Annotated in this window: 20 protein-coding genes; 16 read left to right on the top strand and 4 right to left on the bottom strand. The window is 61.7% G+C overall.

Annotation, left to right across the window (positions count from 1 at the left end; all coding sequences use genetic code 11):
- Positions 1–11: 11 nt before the first annotated feature.
- The gene (locus ASC90_RS01530; RefSeq protein WP_056534595.1) at positions 12–992 is read left to right on the top strand and encodes a complex I NDUFA9 subunit family protein; all 981 of its coding nucleotides are present in this window, start codon (positions 12–14) and stop codon (positions 990–992) included.
- Between the two features lie 282 nt (positions 993–1,274).
- Positions 1,275–1,427 carry a hypothetical protein gene (locus ASC90_RS29185; RefSeq protein WP_016552420.1) on the top strand — a complete coding sequence of 51 codons (153 nt, stop codon included), beginning with the start codon at positions 1,275–1,277 and terminating at the stop codon, positions 1,425–1,427.
- Positions 1,428–1,496: 69 nt separating this feature from the next.
- On the opposite strand, the gene ASC90_RS01535 is transcribed toward ASC90_RS29185, so the two are convergent.
- A complete protein-coding gene (locus ASC90_RS01535) occupies positions 1,497–2,294 on the bottom strand; it encodes an undecaprenyl-diphosphate phosphatase (RefSeq protein WP_056534617.1) in 798 nt (265 codons plus the stop codon).
- Positions 2,295–2,574: 280 nt separating this feature from the next.
- Here ASC90_RS01535 and ASC90_RS01540 point away from each other — a divergent pair, with 280 nt between their 5' ends.
- From ASC90_RS01540 to ASC90_RS01585, 10 genes are all read left to right on the top strand, one after another.
- Positions 2,575–3,267, top strand: coding sequence for a glutathione S-transferase family protein (locus ASC90_RS01540; protein ID WP_056534619.1), 693 nt, complete (start codon positions 2,575–2,577; stop codon positions 3,265–3,267).
- A gap of 10 nt (positions 3,268–3,277) precedes the next feature.
- Complete coding sequence (queG, locus tag ASC90_RS01545; protein ID WP_056534621.1) at positions 3,278–4,438, top strand: tRNA epoxyqueuosine(34) reductase QueG; 1,161 nt, start codon at positions 3,278–3,280, stop codon at positions 4,436–4,438.
- Positions 4,438–5,310 (top strand): SDR family oxidoreductase, encoded by an 873-nt coding sequence (locus tag ASC90_RS01550; protein ID WP_056534623.1) that lies wholly within the window; start codon positions 4,438–4,440, stop codon positions 5,308–5,310. The genes queG and ASC90_RS01550 overlap by 1 nt, the downstream gene beginning before the upstream one ends.
- Before the next feature lie 404 nt (positions 5,311–5,714).
- Positions 5,715–6,077 (top strand): septal ring lytic transglycosylase RlpA family protein, encoded by a 363-nt coding sequence (locus ASC90_RS01555; RefSeq protein WP_056534625.1) that lies wholly within the window; start codon positions 5,715–5,717, stop codon positions 6,075–6,077.
- A gap of 153 nt (positions 6,078–6,230) precedes the next feature.
- A complete protein-coding gene (locus tag ASC90_RS01560) occupies positions 6,231–7,520 on the top strand; it encodes an RsmB/NOP family class I SAM-dependent RNA methyltransferase (RefSeq protein WP_056534628.1) in 1,290 nt (429 codons plus the stop codon).
- Positions 7,521–7,667: 147 nt separating this feature from the next.
- Entirely contained in the window at positions 7,668–8,948 is a 1,281-nt protein-coding gene (locus tag ASC90_RS01565; RefSeq protein ID WP_056534630.1) for an imelysin family protein, read from the top strand.
- Between the two features lie 46 nt (positions 8,949–8,994).
- On the top strand, positions 8,995–10,533 hold the full coding sequence (locus ASC90_RS01570) for a di-heme oxidoredictase family protein (RefSeq protein ID WP_056534632.1): 1,539 nt from the start codon (positions 8,995–8,997) through the stop codon (positions 10,531–10,533).
- Positions 10,533–11,627 carry an imelysin family protein gene (locus ASC90_RS01575; RefSeq protein WP_056534634.1) on the top strand — a complete coding sequence of 365 codons (1,095 nt, stop codon included), beginning with the start codon at positions 10,533–10,535 and terminating at the stop codon, positions 11,625–11,627. Before ASC90_RS01570 ends, ASC90_RS01575 begins: the two co-directional genes overlap by 1 nt.
- A 4-nt stretch (positions 11,628–11,631) precedes the next feature.
- Positions 11,632–12,720: a DUF1513 domain-containing protein gene (locus tag ASC90_RS01580; protein ID WP_056534636.1), complete on the top strand. Its 1,089-nt coding sequence runs from the start codon at positions 11,632–11,634 to the stop codon at positions 12,718–12,720.
- A gap of 58 nt (positions 12,721–12,778) precedes the next feature.
- Positions 12,779–13,231, top strand: coding sequence for a TspO/MBR family protein (locus tag ASC90_RS01585; RefSeq protein ID WP_056534638.1), 453 nt, complete (start codon positions 12,779–12,781; stop codon positions 13,229–13,231).
- 17 nt (positions 13,232–13,248) lie between these two features.
- On the opposite strand, the gene ASC90_RS01590 is transcribed toward ASC90_RS01585, so the two are convergent.
- Both ASC90_RS01590 and ASC90_RS01595 read right to left on the bottom strand, forming a co-directional pair.
- A complete protein-coding gene (locus tag ASC90_RS01590) occupies positions 13,249–13,824 on the bottom strand; it encodes a dienelactone hydrolase family protein (protein ID WP_056534640.1) in 576 nt (191 codons plus the stop codon).
- Positions 13,825–13,865: 41 nt separating this feature from the next.
- Positions 13,866–14,897 carry a GH25 family lysozyme gene (locus ASC90_RS01595; RefSeq protein ID WP_056534642.1) on the bottom strand — a complete coding sequence of 344 codons (1,032 nt, stop codon included), beginning with the start codon at positions 14,895–14,897 and terminating at the stop codon, positions 13,866–13,868.
- A gap of 215 nt (positions 14,898–15,112) precedes the next feature.
- On the opposite strand from ASC90_RS01595, the gene ASC90_RS01600 reads away from it, so the two are divergent.
- The 4 genes from ASC90_RS01600 to ASC90_RS01615 all read left to right on the top strand — a co-directional run bounded on the left by ASC90_RS01600 (position 15,113) and on the right by ASC90_RS01615 (position 18,531).
- Positions 15,113–15,562, top strand: a complete 450-nt coding sequence (locus tag ASC90_RS01600) for a PaaI family thioesterase (RefSeq protein ID WP_056534645.1) — start codon at positions 15,113–15,115, stop codon at positions 15,560–15,562.
- Positions 15,559–16,197 carry a 5'-methylthioadenosine/S-adenosylhomocysteine nucleosidase gene (locus tag ASC90_RS01605; RefSeq protein WP_056534647.1) on the top strand — a complete coding sequence of 213 codons (639 nt, stop codon included), beginning with the start codon at positions 15,559–15,561 and terminating at the stop codon, positions 16,195–16,197. Before ASC90_RS01600 ends, ASC90_RS01605 begins: the two co-directional genes overlap by 4 nt.
- Before the next feature lie 93 nt (positions 16,198–16,290).
- The gene (guaA, locus tag ASC90_RS01610; RefSeq protein WP_056534649.1) at positions 16,291–17,853 is read left to right on the top strand and encodes a glutamine-hydrolyzing GMP synthase; all 1,563 of its coding nucleotides are present in this window, start codon (positions 16,291–16,293) and stop codon (positions 17,851–17,853) included.
- 93 nt (positions 17,854–17,946) lie between these two features.
- A complete protein-coding gene (locus ASC90_RS01615; RefSeq protein ID WP_056535210.1) occupies positions 17,947–18,531 on the top strand; it encodes a dihydrofolate reductase family protein in 585 nt (194 codons plus the stop codon).
- Positions 18,532–18,570: 39 nt separating this feature from the next.
- Here ASC90_RS01615 and ASC90_RS01620 read toward each other — a convergent pair whose 3' ends face one another.
- Complete coding sequence (locus ASC90_RS01620; protein WP_056534651.1) at positions 18,571–19,230, bottom strand: TetR/AcrR family transcriptional regulator; 660 nt, start codon at positions 19,228–19,230, stop codon at positions 18,571–18,573.
- Positions 19,231–19,277: the final 47 nt, after the last annotated feature.

Genomic DNA, 19,277 nt, shown 5'->3' on the forward strand with positions numbered 1-19,277 from the left:
AGGAGCCTGCCATGACCCTTGCCAACCTGCCGCCACTCGTCACCGTGTTCGGAGGGTCCGGCTTCATCGGCAGGCACGTCGTGCGCGAACTTGCCAAGCGCGGTTACCGCATCCGCGTTGCGGTACGCCGGCCGGATCTTGCCGGGTTCCTGCAGCCGCTCGGCAATGTCGGCCAGATTTCCTTGTCGCAGGCCAATCTTCGTTATCGCAATTCCATTGATCGCGCCGTCGAGGGCTCTGACTACGTCGTCAACTGCGTCGGCATCCTTGCTGAATCGGGTCGCAACTCGTTCGAGGCCGTCCAGGAGTTCGGAGCGCGCGCCGTGGCCGAGGCTGCTCGCGGCGTCGGCGCCCAGCTGGTCCATATTTCTGCCATCGGGGCCAACACCCACTCTGATTCAGGCTATGCCCGCACCAAGGGCCGCGCGGAGGCAGCGATCCATGCGGTCAAGCCGGATGCCATTATCTACCGCCCGTCGATCGTCTTCGGTCCGGAAGACGGTTTCTTCAACAAATTCGCCGACATGGCGCGAATGTCACCGGTTCTGCCGCTGATCGGTGGCGGCAAGACCAGGTTCCAGCCGGTCTATGTTGTCGATGTTGCCGAAGCGGTTGCACGGGCTATCGAGGGCAAGGTTGCAGGCGGCAAGATCTACGAACTTGGCGGGCCTGAAGTGCTGACCTTTCGCGAATGTCTCGAGGCCATGCTGAAGGCGACGAGCCGCAACAACCGTCTCGTCTCGATCCCCTTCAGCCTTGCCTCGATGATCGGCAGCATCGCATCGCTTGTTCCTTTGGTGGCGCCGCCGATCACGCCCGATCAGGTGCGGCTACTGAAGAAGGACAATGTCGTGTCCAGGGAGGCCGATGCTGAAGGCCGGACGCTGAAGGGCATCGGCATCACGCCGACGCTAGTAAACTCCGTACTCGACTCCTACCTGGTACAGTACCGTCCGCATGGCCAGTACACAGGCTCCGGCAAGGCCGCATAAAACCTGTTCTTTTCACCGCATGCAAACGCCGCTCGCAATCCTCGCGAGCGGCGTTTCCGTTGGATAAGTTTTCCAGATTCGCGCAAGTTCCACGTGTTTTTTGCCAATCACGGTCAAAATGCCGTTGCATAAAAGACGCATATGAAATTTCGGGGAATTAACGCCAAATTTAGCAGGAACATTTATTGCTATTCGTCATTCCTCTGACTACACACCCCGCGCGTCCACCATGGACTCAGCGCCTTTGCTACGCGCTTAACGACTTTTGAAAGGCTTTCTTCGATGGGTAGGTCAATCGCGCTTCTGTTTGCGTGTGCGGCGCTGGTTATTCTGGCAGGCTCCTTCATTGCACCCGGCTCGGTTGCAGCGGTGAAGGGCGAATGCTCGCCGGCCTATGGGATCGACCCGTGCGAGACCGGCTCCATCAGCCGATAAAAAAACCGGCGCCGCAGCGCCGGATTTTCCCCACCGATGACGATAGGCTAATGCAAGGCACACAACGCCTCAGGCGATGATGCCGGTCGCCGCCATGCCAAGCAGAGCCGCACCGAGGATGATGCGGTAGATCGCAAACACCGTAAATCGGTTGGTCTGGATATAGGACAGCAGCCATTTGACGGCGATAAACGCGACGATCGTCGATACGACGAAAGCGATACCGAGGCCGGTCCAGTCCTCGTTTGCAGCTCCGCCGTCCTTGAACGTCTTCAGCAATTCGTAGGCGCTTGCCGCATACATGGTTGGAATGCCGACGAGAAAGGCAAATTCGGTCGCTGCGGCGCGGTTGCCCGTGCCTGCGAGCATGGCGACGAAAATCGTTGCGCCGGAGCGTGATGTTCCCGGGAACACGCCGGCAACGACCTGGGCGATACCAACAAGGATCGCAACAAGCCAGGTAATCTCCGTGTGGGGCGGGCGGCGAGCGGCGGCCCATTCGGCAAAGATCATCCATATGCCGCCAATGATCAGCGCCCAGGCGATCGGCGTCGCGGTCTCGGGCAGCTGGAAGCCTAGTTTCTTGACGATCAGCCCGAGGACGGCGGTGATGAGAAACGCAACAATCAGCTTGAGGGCATAGGAGCGGTTCTGCGGATCCCGCCAGCCGAGCACCAGATCCAGCAGACGACGCCAGTAAATGATCGTGACGGCAAGGATGGCACCCGCCTGAATAACGATGTTGAACATGTCCGACCGGTGGCCGAGCCATTGCTCGGCAATGATGAGATGGCCGGTGCTCGATATCGGCAGAAACTCGGTAATTCCTTCTACGATGCCTAGAATTATAGAGCTTATATAGTCCATAAATTGTCTCCGGTTTTAAAGTTCGCGCGGATTTGAGGTGCGCTTATGCCGCGGGGAAAACGGCATCCATCGTCATTCGACAAAGGCGTGGCCAGAACCAGGTATCGGCTGTTGGTGATTTTTCAGCGACGTCGATTTCCTTTGTCAGGCGTGGAGCGACCCGACTCGCTTGTATTGGAAGGGCCAAACTCCTATAGCTTCAACGAATAAGTCATGACTAGGGCGCTATACTCAATGCGTCCCCGCGATGTGCGACCCACCCATCAAAATCCGAGTATCGATGCCCACGCTCTATCACCACCCCATGTCATCCGCATCACGCTTCGTCCGGTTGATCCTGACGGAGTATGGTTATCAGGCAGACCTGATCGAAGAACAGACCTGGGAGAAGCGCCGGGACTTCCTGGCGCTCAATCCGGCGGGAACGCTGCCGGTCTACGTCGACGACAGCATGCGCGCGCTCTGCGGCGCGACCGTCATTTCGGAGTATCTCGACGAGACGCATGGCGTTTTGAAGCGCGACCGGCGGCTGCTGGCCGAGGATCCGTTCCAGCGCGCGGAAATCCGCCGGCTTGCGGAATGGTTCCTCGTCAAGATGGAAACCGACGTGACCCGGCCGCTGGCACGCGAGCGCGTCTATAAGCTGCAGATGACCGCAGATCAGGGCGGTGGGGCACCCGATTCGAAGATCCTTCGCACGGCGCGCGCCAACATCCGCCAGCACATGAAGTATCTCACCTGGCTTGCCGGCTCGCGCCAGTGGCTGGCGGGCGACCGCATGAGCTATGCGGATCTTGCGGCGGCCTCGTCGATCTCTATCCTCGACTACCTCGGCGAGATAGACTGGTCGGAATCGACTGTCGTCAAGGAGTGGTATCAGCGGCTGAAGTCGCGGCCCTCCTTCCGGCCGCTGCTCACCGAGCGCGTGCGCGGCCTGACGCCGGTGTCCTACTACGCCGATCTGGATTTCTGACGAGGGCCCCATGCCCGCACCGACCACAGAGGCCAAGGAACAGAAGCGCCGCGACACACTGACCGCATTCGTGCGGGCGGAAGCACAGGCACTCGGTTTCGATCTCTGTCGAATCACGCAGCCCGACTCCATTCCGGAGGCCAAAAAACGCCTCGACGAATTCATCGACGCGGGACGACATGGCACGATGGAATGGATGGCCGAGACGCGCGAGCGACGCGGCGATCCGCGGACGCTCTGGAGTGATGTCAAATCCATCGTAGTTTTCGCGCTGAACTACGGTCCAGGCGAAGACCCGCGGGGCATCCTCGCGAAACCGGACAAGGCGGCGATTTCGGTCTACGCCCGCAACCGCGACTACCACGACGTCATCAAGGGCCGGCTTAAGGAGATCGCAACGCGGTTTGCCGCACGCGCCGGCGCCGACGTCAAGGTGTTCGTGGATACCGCCCCCGTGATGGAAAAGCCGCTGGCGGCGGCGGCGGGCATCGGCTGGCAGGGCAAGCACACCAATCTCGTCAGCCGCGTCCACGGCTCCTGGCTTTTCCTCGGCTCGATGTTCACCACGGCCGATCTCAACATCGACGGGCCTGATATCGACCACTGCGGCTCGTGTCGCGCCTGCCTCGATGCCTGTCCGACGAACGCCTTTCCGGCGCCGTACCAGATCGACGCGCGGCGATGCATCTCCTACCTGACGATCGAGCACAAAGGCCCGATCGATCCCGACCTACGGCCTCTGATCGGTAACCGTATCTACGGCTGCGACGATTGTCTCGCGGCCTGTCCGTGGAACAAGTTCGCCAGCGAGGCATCGGAAATGAAGCTGCAGGCCCGCGAGGATCTGAAGGAACCGGCCATCGAGGATCTGCTGGCCCTCGATGACCCGACGTTCCGGACCTTCTTCAGCGGCACGCCGGTCAAGCGCATCGGGCGCGACCGCTTCGTCCGCAACGCGCTGATCGCGGCGGGCAACTCCGGCGACCGTCGCCTCATCGCCCGGTGTCGGGAACTTTCGGCGGACCCCTCCCCCGTGGTGCGTGGGATGGCCGTATGGGCGCTCGCGCGTCTCATGGAGGCTGGTGAGTTCTCGGGCTTTGCGGCACAAAGGCCAGCGAGTGAGTCGGACAGTGATGTCCTGAACGAATGGCGACTGGCGGGAGCGACGTGATGCATCTTGTGATTTTCGGCTGCGGCTATTCGGGCACGGCGATTGCCAAGGCGTTCGCCGCCGAAGGCTTCCGGGTCTCGGGCACGACGCGCTCGCCTGAAAAGGCGGCGATCCTGCGCGAACAGGGGATCGATGCGTTTGTTTTCGACGGCGAGATCATCGATGAGGCGTTGATCGCTGCCATGAAATCGGCGACCCATCTGGTGCAGTCCATCGCCCCCCGCGAAACCGGCGATCCGCTGATACGTCTGGCCGCCGACAATATCCGCGATCTGATGCCGCGCCTTGGCTGGATCGGCTACCTCTCCACCGTCGGCGTCTATGGCGACCACAAGGGAAAATGGGTGACGGAAGACACGCCCTGCATTCCCGTGTCAGGGAGATCGAGGGAAAGGCTGGAGGCGGAAGACGGGTGGATGGCGATCGGGCAACGTCTCGGCGTTCCGGCAGCGGTTCTGCGCCTTTCCGGCATCTACGGTCCGGGACGCAACGCCTTCGTCAATCTGCAGCGCGGCACCGCACGGCGCCTTATCAAGAAAGACCAGGTCTTCAACCGCATCCGCGTCGAGGACATCGGTGCCGCCACGCGGTTTCTCGCCGATCGCGACCTCGGCGGCATCTACAATGTGACCGACGACCTGCCCGGCCCGCCACAGGACGTCATCGTCGAAGCGGCTCGGCTCATGGGCGTCCAGCCTCCGCCGGAACAGCCATTCGAAACGGCGGAGCTGACGCCGATGGCAAGATCGTTCTATGGCGAGAACAAGCGGGTCTCCAACGCGAAGCTGAAGGCGGACGGTTTCGACTTCTCGTTTCCGACCTATCCCGCGTCACTCGCGCAATTGTTGCAGAATAATCGTTGGCAAGGATAGACGCCTGTCGTCTGAAGTTAGGAAAATCACAAACGAGAATGGTAAGAAATTCCCATTTCCGGTATGGAACGCGCCGAATTTCGCGTCTTCACATGGTTAACGGCCTCTAAATCTGCTCAAATGAGGCGTAGATTATGACGATCGCGCAAAATTATTTTCGGTAATTTTGTGATCTCGGGTTGCGGCGAGTTGCTCACGCAAAAATGTTCTAATTTTACTTGATTCTATTACTCTTTTTCCGCCGTCTCCGTTTCGACGCGATCCCGGTGCTTCAACGATCGATAATAAATGTTACGGCGTGTAATACTCCGTGATCTCCAGTGGCACTTTTTCGCCACTTTTCGGCGGGTTTAAGCCCTCAGCGCCCGCAAAGGCGCAGATCAACAGTTGAGGGACAATCCGTTTTGAAGAAAATCTGCCGTTCTATTATCGCCGTTGCGACTCTTGCAGCCTGTTCTACTATCCTTCCCATGGAAGGTTTTGCTGCAAATGGTTGTGGTGGTGCTTCATGGTACGCACTTCGCTCCAAAACCGCTTCCGGGGAACGCATGAATCCCGCCATCAATACTGCAGCACATCGTTCACTGGCATTTGGCACGAAGCTGAAAGTTACCAACCGCAACAACGGCCGTAGTGTCGTCGTTCGCGTCAACGATCGTGGCCCGTTCATTCGCGGCCGCGTGCTGGACCTCTCCCGCGCTGCCGCCCAGAACATCGGCATGGTCAGCAGCGGCACGGCAAAGGTCTGCTACGAAGTCATAGGCTAAGCGTTCGCCCATACTAGAATGGGTCGCTTGCTCTTGCCGCCAATCGCGTTTACGACGCGGTTTAGACTTGTGTACTATCCGCTGCGTCTGTCGCGCTTCCTGCGGATTGTTCACAAGCCCGGTATTTTGATCCAGGCGATAGGAGCTGTGTGAATGCGGTTGGGCGGACGGCTCGAAGGGGCGATTTCGGTTCTCACGGATATCGACGCCCGCAGACGGCCCGTCGCCGACGCGCTGAAGGACTGGGGCCTTGCGCACCGTTTCGCCGGCTCCGGAGATCGCGCTGCGATCGGAAACATCGTCTACGACGCGCTCCGCATGCGCCTGTCTCATGCCTGGCTGATGGACGACGACAGTCCTTCCGCAGTCGCCTACGCTGTCATGTTTCGCCAATGGGGCTTCACGCCCGAGGCGCTTGCTGCCGAATTGACCGACGACAAGTTCGCGCCGCCGCCTCTCGCTGACACCGCACTCTCCGCTTTTCAAAGCCGTCAACTTCACGATGCTCCATCTCATATTCAGGGCGACATCCCCGAGTGGGTTCAGCCGTCCTTCGAACAGGCCTTCGCCGACACCTGGCTTGCCGAAGCGCAGGCGCTGGCGGGACGGCCAACGCTCGATCTTCGCGCCAACATCCTGAAGGCAACCCGCGACAAGGCCCTGAAGGCGCTTGAGCGAGCCGGCGCGCACGAGGCGAAGATCGCGCGCTACGGCATCCGGATTCCCGCCGGCGAAGGCGCGTCTCGTCTTCCAAACGTCACAGCCGAGCTTTCGTTCCAGAAAGGCTGGTTCGAGGTTCAGGACGAAGGGTCGCAGATCGTCGCCGACCTGGTGCTGCCGAAGGATGGCGAGCAGGTTCTCGACTACTGCGCAGGCGGCGGCGGCAAGACACTTGCGATGTCGGCCGCGATGCACAACAAGGGCCAGGTCCACGCCTACGATGCCGACCGAAAGCGCCTCGCACCGATCATCGAGCGTCTGAAGCGCGCAGGCACACGAAACGTCCAGGTTCACGACGATGCGAAGGCGTTGAAGAGCCTTGAAGCGCGTTGCGACAAGGTGCTGGTCGATGCGCCCTGCACGGGGACCGGCACGTGGCGGCGACGCCCCGACACGAAATGGCGCCTGACGGCGAAGAATCTCGACGAGCGGACGGCCCAGCAGCAGGACGCCTTGACGCAGGCAAGCGCCTTCGTGCGCCCGGGCGGTGATCTGGTTTACGTCACCTGCTCCGTGCTACCGCAGGAAAACGAAGCGCAGGTTAGCCGCTTCACCGCCGAGAACCCGGACTTCCGGATCGTCGGCTCCCTGCCGGATTGGGACGGTCTTTTTGGCAAGGATAGCCCGCGTCCGCGCTCATCCGATGGCATGACGGTCACCCTGACGCCGGCTGCAACCGACACCGACGGCTTCTTCTTCTGCCGGATGCAGCGCAAAGGCTGAGAGAGCCACTTCCGTTCGGTTCCGACGTGCGGGCACGCAACTCAAGTCCTTAAAATCATTCCAAACTAGAGTGTTTGACACCAGTTTGCTTTTGCGCGAAGAAACTTCGTCGGACTTCAGACAGAAGGCCCGACACAGGAGAGGATCATGAAACTCAACAAGAATTTTTGCGCAGCGCTGGCGCTGGCGGTGGCCCCAACCGCTTTGTCCGCCATTCCCGCCTACGCGGCAACGGATGCAGCGGCTGTCGTCAAGCATTATGCGGACGTCGCCCACGCCAAGTACGAAGACTCGCTGACGACGGCGAAGACGCTTGACGCCGCGATCGACGCCCTCTTGAAGGACCCGACGGACGCCACTCTGAAGGCCGCCCGGGCCGCCTGGATCAAGGCCCGCGTTCCATACCAGCAGACCGAAGTCTACCGCTTCGGCAACCCGATCGTCGACGACTGGGAAGGCAAGGTCAACGCCTGGCCACTCGACGAAGGCCTGATCGACTACGTCGACACATCCTACGGCACCGAGAGCGACGAAAATTCGCTCTACGTCGCCAACGTCATTGCCAACAAGACCATCAAGATCGACGGCAAGGATGTCGACGCCTCGAAGCTGACGCCGGAATTCCTTTCCGGCACGCTTGCCGAAGCCGGCGGCGTCGAAGCCAACGTCGCGACGGGTTACCACGCGATCGAATTCCTGCTCTGGGGCCAGGACCTGAACGGCACCGGTCCGGGCGCAGGCAACCGTCCCGCCACGGATTACGACCTCAAGAATTGCACGCACGGCAATTGCGACCGCCGCGGCGAATATCTGAAGTCGGCCTCCACGCTGCTCGTTTCCGACCTTCAGGAAATGACCAATGATTGGGCGCCGGACGGCGCCGCCACCAAGCACGTCGAAGCGGATCCGAAGGCTGGCCTCGTGGCCATCCTGACCGGCATGGGTTCTCTCTCCTACGGCGAACTCGCCGGCGAGCGCATGAAGCTCGGCCTGATCCTGCACGATCCGGAAGAAGAGCATGATTGCTTCTCCGACAACACCTACAACTCGCACCTCAATGACGCGATCGGCATCGCTGCCGCTTACACGGGCGACTACACCCGCGTTGACGGCACGAAGATGAAGGGTCCGTCGCTGCACGATCTCGTCGCCGCCAAGGACAAGAAGGTGGACGCGGAAATGCAGGGCAAGCTCGACGCGACGCTCAAGGCAATGAACGTCATGGCCAAGCGCGGGCAGAACGTCGAGAAGTACGACCAGATGATCGGCGAAGGCAACAAGAAGGGCAACGCCGTCGTCCAGGCCGCCATCGACGGCCTCGTCGACCAGACCAAGTCGGTACAGCGCGTCATTGCCGCACTCGATCTCGGCACCGTCAAGCTTGAAGGTTCCGACAGCTTGGATAATCCTACAGCGGTCTTCCAATAAGTGAAAAGGCGGGCCGCTTCGACGTCGGAGCGGCTCGAACCCTGAAATGCCTCTTGTATCGGCTCGTCGTCTCCTCAGCAGCGCAATTGCCTGCGCCGCGATTGCCGGCTTTTCTGCCGCTCTGGCGTCCGGTTTCGACCTTCCGGCAACACGGACCGATCTCTCCGATGCCGACGCCAAGCGCGTTGCGGCCGTCACCAGGCCGACCACGGATTTTTCCAAGGCCGAACAATATGAGGCAATGCAGGCCGGCGCGGCAACGTCGATAGACCCCGTCACCGCCAAATCCTTCTCGCATATCTCTGCCAGCATCCCGTTCGAGGAAGAGCAGGACTTCAAGCTCGGCAACGCGCTGTTCAAGAAGCTCTGGGTTTCGGCACCCTCCTCGACGCAGGCGTCCGACGGACTGGGACCGCTCTTCAACGCCCGATCCTGCATGAGTTGCCACGTCAATGACGGTCGCGGAAAGCCGCCGGAAGGCGGCGCCAGCGCGACCTCGATGTTCCTGCGTCTGTCGCGTGCGGCGGCGACGCCGGATGAACAGCGCGCCATCGCCCACGCCGATATCGTCAACTTCCCCGACCCGGTCTACGGTCACCAGTTGCAGGACCTGGCGGTCCCGGGCCTTGCCTCCGAGGGCAAGATGACGATCAGCTACGCGGAAGAACCGGTGGTACTCAGTGGTGGCGAGACGGTCTCCCTTCGCCGGCCAAGCTATGCCGTCAACAATCCTGCCTATGGACCGCTTGATGCCGCGACGACGATTTCGCCGCGCGTCGCACCCGCGATGATCGGCCTTGGTCTCATCGAGGCCATTCCGGAAGCCGACATTCTCGCTCATGCCGACCCGGACGACACGGATGGCGACGGCATCTCAGGCAAGGCCGCAATCGTGCGCGACCATCGCAGCGGCAAGATTGCGCTCGGCCGCTTCGGCTGGAAAGCGCAGAACGCCACGGTGCGCGACCAGAGCGCCGATGCCTTTTCCAATGACATCGGTATCTCGACCCCCGACCGGCCCGACGCACACGGCGATTGCACGGCGGCTGAAAAGACATGCCTTGAGATGCCGACTGGCGTGCAGAAACGCCTCGGCAACGAGGAAGCTCCCGGACCTATCCTCGACCTTGTAACCTTCTATTCCGCAAACCTCGCCGTTCCCGCCAGACGCAAGGCGAGCTTTCCCGAGACACTGAAGGGCAAGCAGGTGTTCTACGAAAGCGGCTGCATTTCCTGCCATGTGCCGAAGTTCGTCACCCGCCGTGACAGCCTCGACAAGGCACAATCCTTCCAGTTGATCTGGCCCTATTCCGACTTCCTGCTGCATGACATGGGCGATGGACTTGCCGACGGCCAGCAGGTTGGACTGGCGGGCGGACGTGAATGGCGCACGCCGCCCCTATGGGGTATAGGTCTCACACAGACTGTCAGCGGGCATAGCTTTTTCCTTCATGACGGCCGTGCCAGAAATCTCACGGAGGCTATTCTCTGGCATGGCGGCGAAGCGCAAAAGGCGCGTGACGCTTTTGCATCCCTGCCCAAGGATGATAGGCAGGCACTGATTACATTCCTGGAGTCCCTTTGATGCGCCTTTGGCACCCTCTCGTTCTTTCCCTTGCCCTTGCTTCCTCCGCAGTTGCTCAAGACGCCGCACCGCAGGCGGGGCTTAACGAAGATGCCGTACCGGCCGTCATGCAGCGCGCCGTCGACGAGGTCATCCGCCCCGGCTACCGCAATGCCCAGCAATCGGCTGCCCGGCTGACGACCGCGATGAAGGATCTTTGCGACAACGGTACGCCGCAGACACTCGACAAGGCGAAATCTGCTTTCGACGACATGATCCGCTATTGGTCCATCATCGAAACCGTGCAGACCGGACCGGTCATCCAGGACAATCTCTTCGAACACATCCTCTTCTATCCCGACCGCAAGGGCGTCGGCCTACGCCAGGTTCAGGCGCTTATCGCCAAGGCCGATCCGACGGACACGACCGTCGATGCGATCGCCGGCAAGAGCGTGGCGCTACAGGGGCTGACCGCGCTTGAATACGTGCTCTACGGCGGCGGGTCGGATGATCTCACCAAGCAGAAGAACGGTTTCCGCTGCCTCTATGGCGCGGCTGTGGCGGGCAACATCCAGCGCGAAGCCGGCGAAGTCGTCGCCGCCTGGGAGAAGCCGGATGGCGTACAGGGGAGCTGGAAGCACCCCGGCCCGCAAAGCGAAGACTTCATGGACAACAAGGAGGCCATCACCGCCCTGCTCGGCATCCTTGTCCACGGCGCGGAGACGGTACGTGATCAGCGTCTCGAACAATTCTACAAGGGCAAGGACACACCCCCGCGCCCACGCATGGCAATCTACTGGCGGTCCGGGAACACCTGGAAGTCGATGACGGCCAATCTCGAGGGCTTGCGCACTCTCTGGCAGAAGGCCGGCATGGCCGAGCTTCTGCCAGCCGACAAAAAGCCGATAGCCGAAGCAATCGATGCCAGCTTCAAATCGCTGCTGGAAACCGTGCCGAAACTCAATCCCGATATAGAGATCGCCACCAGGGAACCCGAAAGCGCGAAGCTCGATGCGCTGCTCGCCAGCACCCGCGAACTGATCACCATGATCAGCGATGACTATGGCGCCGCCATTGGCCTTTCAGCCGGCTTCTCCTTCTCGGACGGCGATTGACCCCATGTGGAACAGCTCGGCTATCGACCGGCGCGGTTTCGTCAAGGCTGCCGGACTGACCTTTGTGGCCGCCCTGCAGCCGCGCGCCCTGATGGCGCTGGGGCGCGCCGACGCGGTCTACGCCTCGGGTTTGCGCACCGCAGACGGCTCCTATGCCATCGCAACGGTAACCGAGCGCGGTGAGATCGTCGATCAGCTCGCGCTCCCGGCGCGGGCGCATGGCATGGCGTTCAGCGCCAAGACGGGCAAGACTGTCGCCTTTGCCCGCCGCCCGGGCACCTATGCGATGATCTTCGATTCTCGCGGCAAGGCCGAACCTGTGGTGATAGCTGCGGCCGAAGGGCGTCACTTCTACGGCCACGGCGCGTTTTCGACCGATGGTCGCATCCTCTATGCAAGCGAGAACGATTTCGATGGCAATCGGGGAATGATCGGCCTTTACGATGCCACGGATCGCTTTGTCCGCATCGGCGAATTCGAGACCCATGGCGTCGGCCCGCATGACATGACGGTCTCTGACGATGGTCGCATGCTGATCGTTGCCAATGGCGGCATCGAGACACACCCGGATTTCGGCCGCACCAAGCTCAATCTCGCCCGCATGCAGCCATCGCTGGCGCTGATCGATGCGGCGACCGGCGCGCTGATCGAGAAACATGTGCTGCCCCAGCAATGGGCGCAGGTATCGACCCGCCATGTCGACATTGATAGCGCCGGTCGCATCTGGTTTGCGTGCCAGTATGAAGGCCACCGCAACGACCTGCCGCCGCTGGTCGGCTCCTTTGCCAAGGGCGAAGATCTGCGCTTCGTCAATCTGCCCGAAGAAACGACCCGCCGCCTCGCCAACTATGTCGGCGCTATCGCCGTAAACCGCATTGACGGCCTTGTCGGCGTCACCTCCCCAAAGGGGGGGGCCGCGGTGACGATCGACGCGCGGAGCGGCCGGGTATTGCGCGAGGAGATTGTTCCAGAAGCGGCCGGCATCGCGCCATCAGGGGATGGCTTCGCGGTGTCTTCATATGAAGGCGACTTCCTCTCTTCCCGTAGCGATGTTGCATGGGATCAACACATCGTCCGGATAAGTGCGAAATGAACCCGGCAACCGGTCGCTACCTGCTGGCTACCCGGCGCGACCGCCCTATGTCCGGCGCATGAGCAAAGCCCTGACCTATATCATTTTCGTCGCCATCGTGCTCGGCGGCGGTGTGGCCATCGGCGTCAACAACCTTCCAGGCGAGTGGTATCAGTCGCTCGCCAAACCGCCTTTCAATCCGCCCAACTGGGTGTTCGGGCCGGCATGGTCTATTCTCTACGTCCTGATCGGCATTGCGGGAGCGCGCACGTGGATGCGCGGCCATCTCTCGATCGGCATGCTGATCTGGGCCTGGCAGGTGGTGTTCAATTTTCTCTGGTCACCGTTCTTCTTCGGGTTGGAAATGCCAGTTGCGGCGCTCGCCGTCATCGTCGTGCTGCTGGTACTGATCCTTGCCTTCATCAGGAACCGCTGGAACGCCGACCGCGTGGCCGCCTGGCTGTTCGTCCCCTATGCCGCCTGGGTCGGCTTCGCGACCATCCTCAACGCCTCGATCGTCTATTTGAACTGAAGGGCCGCGCCGAACAGCTATCGCTCCGCGAGAAAGTCGAGCAATCGGCGTTCGAGAACGGCAGCGGCAGCCGGATCGTAGGCTGCGAGCGAGCGGTCGGAAAAGAGGTGCGAGTTCCCAGGGTAGAGAAAGAGGCTTACGTCAGACGATTCGCCAACCAGCGCCCGGGCCGCTTCGATATCGCCATCGCCGACGAAAAACGGGTCGGCATCCATCGCATGGATCTGGGCGGGAAGTCCCTGCGGCCAGGCCGAACCGAATTCGGAACGCGGCAGGCAGGCGTGCAGAAAGATCGCGCCGCGCGCTCCCGAACGTGTCTGAGCGAGATACTGCGCCGGGAGCACACCGAGGGAAATACCGAGGTAGACGAGATCGGTCGCAAGCAGATCGACGGCGCGAACCCCACGTTGGACCAACTCGCTGAAGCCGATTTCCTGGGCATGCTGCATGCCCTGCTCCAGGGTGTCGAACGTCCGACCGGCAAAAAGATCGGGCGTATGGACTACGTGTCCGTCGGCCCCGAGGACAGCGGCAAGGCCGGCGACCCCTTTCGTCAATCCCTGCGCGTGGTGAAAGAGCACGACTTCAGCCACGGCTGCCTCCCGAGTGGTTCACGCAGGCGAAATCGTAACACTCAGCCGGACCGGGCCGATACCCAGCTGTGCCATTGAGTCTCGCTTCCATGGAATACATTGAGATCGATCCGGCCATCCACCCCGTGCGAGAGGCCCGAGCCGGAATACTGCCAGAAGATCCATTTTCGTCCCGGATAGATCTTGGCCGGATGTACCGCCACGGAACGCAGCCAGAACGGATAGTCTAGGAATTCGCCCCTCAGATTGTCGCGATAGAAATCCGGCGCCGTATAGATGATCGGGCGCTGACCATAATGCCGCTCGAGCTTGTCCATGAAGACCTTCATCTTTTCCAGGACGTGCTGGCGCGAGGGCTGTCTCTTGCAGCTCGACTCGCCGTTCCACTCGACGTCGATGACGGGGGGAAGCGCGCCAGCCTCGCGCGGAACGTTGCGGATGAACCAGTCCGCCTGCTCGCCTGCCGTGCGGCACCAGTAGAAGAAGTGGTAGGCACCCCGCTTCAGTCCGGCTTGCTTGGCGTTCCGCCAGTTCTTCCTGAACATCGGATCAAGATGATCGCCGCCATCGGTTGCCTTTATGTAGACGAAGTTGGCGCCCTGCCCCTGCAACGTCGCCCAGTCGATATCACCCTGCCAGCGCGACACGTCGACGCCGTGCACCGCGAGCTTTCTCGGCGAGGCGGAGCCGAAGTTGATCGGCTTGGCATCGCGGAAGCGGTGGCTGTAGACCCTGGTGCGAGCGTCGGGCCTCGCATCGATCTCCGGCCGGGCAGGCACCACGAGCGCGACCTGCCTGTCCGATGGCACCGGTACGGCGACGGTTCTGGTTTGAGGCAGGAATGCCTGGGGCTCGGGTACCGGGCCAGTCCAGCTCAATTCTTCCTGGGGCGGGGCTGCCTGCGGGACGGCGTTGCCGACATCCGCGACGGGCACAGGCGCACTCGGCGTGACCGAACTGGTCATTTCCCGCGACGGTGCCACGGTCAGAACGGCTTCCGGGCCGGGACTCGATGTGCAGCCCGAAAAAGTCAGGCAGGCAAGGAGGATTGCTGGCACGGCCGATAGACGCATGGAAACTCGCACACAAAACAACTGTCGATGGCACTGTCCCGGTCATCGGGGCCCGCCAACGCGAATGGCTAACTAAGATTTACCAAAAAAGACTGAATCCAATCTTTACGAACCGACAATGCGTTGCCCGTCGGTCGGACAATTGATTTCGCACCTGCGCTTGTCGAATGCAGCGCACCATGCCAATTTCACCGCCGCAGGAAGGGCAAATCACAATGACCGAAAACGACCGCGGCGATTTCCGCGAACGAATTCGCCGGAACTTTGCGCGCCAGGCGGCGCTGCATACGATCGGCGCCGAACTGACCCGCGTCGAGCATGCGATGGTGGAAATCGAGCTGACCTTCGACGTCAAGCTAACCCAGCAGCATGGCATTCTCCACGCGGGCGTGATTTCGGCGGCGCTTGATTCCGCCTGCGGATTTGCCGCCTATAGCGTGATCGATCCCGACGCCTCGATCCTTACAATCGAGTTCAAGGTCAACCTTATGTCGCCAGGGCGCGGAGACCGCTTCCTGTTCCGCGGCGAGATCACCAAGCCAGGGTCGAATATCATCGTTGCGGATGGGCGCGGCTACGCGATCGGCGACGGGCCGGCGAAGTTGATCGCCTCGATGACGAGCACCATGATGATTGTCCGCGGCAGGGAAGGAATTACCGGATGACGTTCGAGTTGAAATCGGTCGCGGGAAAATCGATCCTGTTCGTGATGGCCGCCGAGGCCGAATACGGTCCCTTCCTGCGTTCGCGCTTCGAGCCGCTGATGACGGGCGTCGGCCCCGTCGAGGCCGCGGTCGTGCTGACACGGGCGCTGACGCAACTCGACCACGCGGGCGACCTGCCGCACCTCGTGGTATCGCTGGGCTCGGCAGGCTCCCCGAAGCTCGAGCAGACCGAGGTCTATCAGGTGACCTCTGTCTCCTATCGCGACATGGACGCCTCGGCGCTCGGCTTCGAGAAGGGGCGCACGCCGTTTCTCGACCTGCCCGCGACGATCGACCTGCCGCTTCGCATTCCGGGGATCGCCGAGGCCAGCCTCTCGACTGGCGGCAATGTCGTTTCCGGCGCGGCCTACACGGGCATAGAGGCCGACATGGTTGACATGGAGACCTTCGCCATCTTGCGCGCCTGCCAGGCTTACCAGCTGCCGCTGATCGGGCTTCGCGGCATTTCCGATGGCGTCGAGGAACTGCAGCATATTTCCGGCTGGACCGAATACCTGCATGTCGTCGACCGCAAGCTTTCCTATGCCGTCGACAGCCTGTACACCGCGCTGGAGGATGGCGTATTCTGGTTCTAGGCCCTGCAAAACCGGGACAATCAATGCAATAAAATCCTCATGCAGCGGATTTCCCGCATTGCAAGACCGGGTGCTTTTCATTAAAGGCTCGCCATGACCCAGACAGCACATCCCGACAGTGTCCTCATCGTCGATTTCGGCAGCCAGGTAACCCAGCTGATCGCGCGCCGCGTGCGCGAAGCCGGTGTCTACTGCGAGATCGTTCCCTTTCAGTCCGCCGAAGAAGGCTTCAAGCGCCTCCAGCCGAAAGCCGTGATCCTCTCCGGCAGCCCGGCCTCGACGGTCGATGATGGCTCGCCGCGGGCGCCGCAGATCATCTTCGACAGTGGCCTGCCGGTATTCGGGATCTGCTACGGCCAACAGACGATGTGCATGCAGCTCGGTGGCAAGGTCGAGAGCGGCCATCACCGCGAATTCGGCCGCGCCTTCCTTGAGGTCGACGAAGAAAGCAAGCTGTTCGAGGGCCTCTGGTCCAAGGGCTCGCGCCATCAGGTGTGGATGAGCCACGGCGACCGTGTCACGGCACTGCCCGAAGGTTTCGAGGTCGTCGCGACCTCGCCCAACGCGCCCTACGCCTTCATCGCCGACGAGAAGCGCAAATATTACGGCGTGCAGTTCCATCCGGAAGTCGTGCATACGCCTGATGGCGCCAAGCTGATCGGCAACTTCATTCATAATATCGCCGGCATCAAGGGCGACTGGTCGATGTCGGCCTACCGCCAGAAGGCGGTCGAAGACATCCGCAGCCAAGTCGGCGACAAGCGCGTCATCTGCGCACTCTCCGGCGGCGTCGACAGCTCCGTCGCGGCGCTGCTGATCCACGAGGCGGTCGGCGACCAGCTCACCTGCGTGCTTGTCGACCACGGCCTGATGCGCAAGGACGAGGCGGCCAACGTCGTCGAAATGTTCCGCGAACACTACAACCTGCACCTGATCCACGTCGATGCCGCCGACAAGTTCATCGGCGAACTCGAGGGCGTCAGCGATCCCGAGACCAAGCGCAAGATCATCGGCCGGCTGTTCATCGAAACCTTCGAGGAAGAGGCCAAGAAGCTTGGCGGCGCCGACTTCCTTGGCCAGGGCACGCTCTATCCCGACGTCATCGAAAGCGTTTCCTTCACCGGCGGCCCGTCGGTGACGATCAAGTCGCACCACAATGTCGGTGGCCTGCCCGAGCGCATGAACATGCAGCTTGTCGAGCCGTTGCGCGAACTCTTCAAGGACGAAGTGCGCGCGCTCGGTAAGGAGCTCGGCCTCCCCGACAGCTTCATCGGCCGCCACCCCTTCCCCGGTCCGGGCCTTGCAATCCGCTGCCCGGGCGGCATAACCCGCGAAAAGCTGGAGATTCTCCGCGAAGCCGACGCCATCTATCTCGACGAAATCCGCAAGGCCGGCCTCTACGACGCCATCTGGCAGGCTTTCGCCGTGCTGCTGCCGGTCCAGACCGTCGGCGTCATGGGCGACGGCCGTACCTACGAATTCGTCTGCGCGCTGCGCGCCGTCACTTCCGTCGACGGCATGACGGCGGATTTCTACCACTACGACATGGAATTCCTCGGCCGCGCCGCCACCCGCATCATCAACGAAGTCCGCGGCATCAACCGCGTTGTCTACGATGTGACGAGCAAGCCTCCTGGGACGATCGAGTGGGAATAGGCGAATAAGGGTACGCGGCTAGAAAAGTCATCGGCTGGTGTCGGGCGTCGTCGATCTGGCGCGTCCTTGGACGAGAGCCGTGAGGATGATGCCGTGAGAGACCTGATCCTGAAAATGTCCATGTCGCTCGACGGCTTCGTGAGCGACATGGATGGCAGCAACAAATGGATGTTCGGAAGCGATCAGGAGGCGAAGGCCTGGTCCGTGGAGACGATATGGAACGCAAGCCTGCACATTATGGGCAGCCGCAGCTTCCGTGACATGGCCGCCTACTGGCCGACCTCCACCGACATGTTCGCGCCGCCGATGAACCAGATTCCCAAGGCCGTCTTCTCACGACAGGGGCCAGCGATCCTCAGCCCGGCGCACACCGCAGAGCTGCAACCGGGCGCCGAGAGTTGGACGGAAGCCTATGTAGCAAGCGGTGACCTAGCGGAGGAAATCGCGACGTTGAAGGCCCAGGACGGCAAACCGATCATCGCTCACGGCGGCGTGAAATTCGCCCGCAGTCTCGTCGCCCAAGGACTGGTCGACCAGTTCATCCTGGCGGTGCACCCCGTAGCGCTGGGCAAGGGACTTCCGCTGTTTTCCGAGCTCGCCGCGCCAAAGCGTCTCAAGCTGGTGAGTTCCAGGGCCTTTCCGGGCGGCGCGATGGCACAGATCTACCGGCCGGCGTGAACCCGTCGCCGACCGCAGGACCGTACGGCGTGACGAGCGTCAGGCGCGATAGCCGGTTCGGGCGTCCCATCCCAGCATCGCGACCTCCGCTACGGCCTCCAGTTCAGCGCGGCTTGCCCCGTCGCGGGCGAGGAGCGACATGCCGCTCTGGACGGTCTGAATGAAGCGCGCGAGCGACGGGACATCAACAGAATCGGGAAACTCGCCCTCCGCGACGCCGCTGCGGAGCCGCGCCTCGACACGGTCGAACGCCACGGCACGCCCCAATCGCACGAGTTCGCCAAGCTCCGTATGTCCCTCGCTGCCGACAGAGGACAGCGTTACCATGCAGCCGCGGGGCATGTCGTTGTGACAGCCGGTCATCGTTGCAGCCGCGTCCAGAAGGAGAGACTCAACGGATTCGCGGGCAGTGCCGGCAGAAAAGAACCTGGCCCAGACCAGCGCCTGATAGTGGTCGCCGTAGTAGTGTAGCGCTTCGACATACAGCGCCTCCTTCGAGCCGAATGCGGCGTAGAGGCTGGGCGACCCTATCCCAATCGCCTCCGTAAGGTCCGAGATGGACGTTGCTTCGTAGCCTTTGTGCCAGAACAGTCGGGTCGCCTGCGCCAGGGCGGCCTCGCGGTCGAACGCGCGGGGCCGCCCGCGAAGGGCGGGCGTTGTGCTTTTCTGGGTCTGTGGCGTCTTCGGTGATTTCTGCATCGATCGATATTTAATTCGATTGACTCCCCTCGGCAACCCGCCTAGTC

Origin of the sequence: Rhizobium sp. Root1220, assembly GCF_001426265.1 — a bacterium.
GTDB lineage: Bacteria > Pseudomonadota > Alphaproteobacteria > Rhizobiales > Rhizobiaceae > Rhizobium.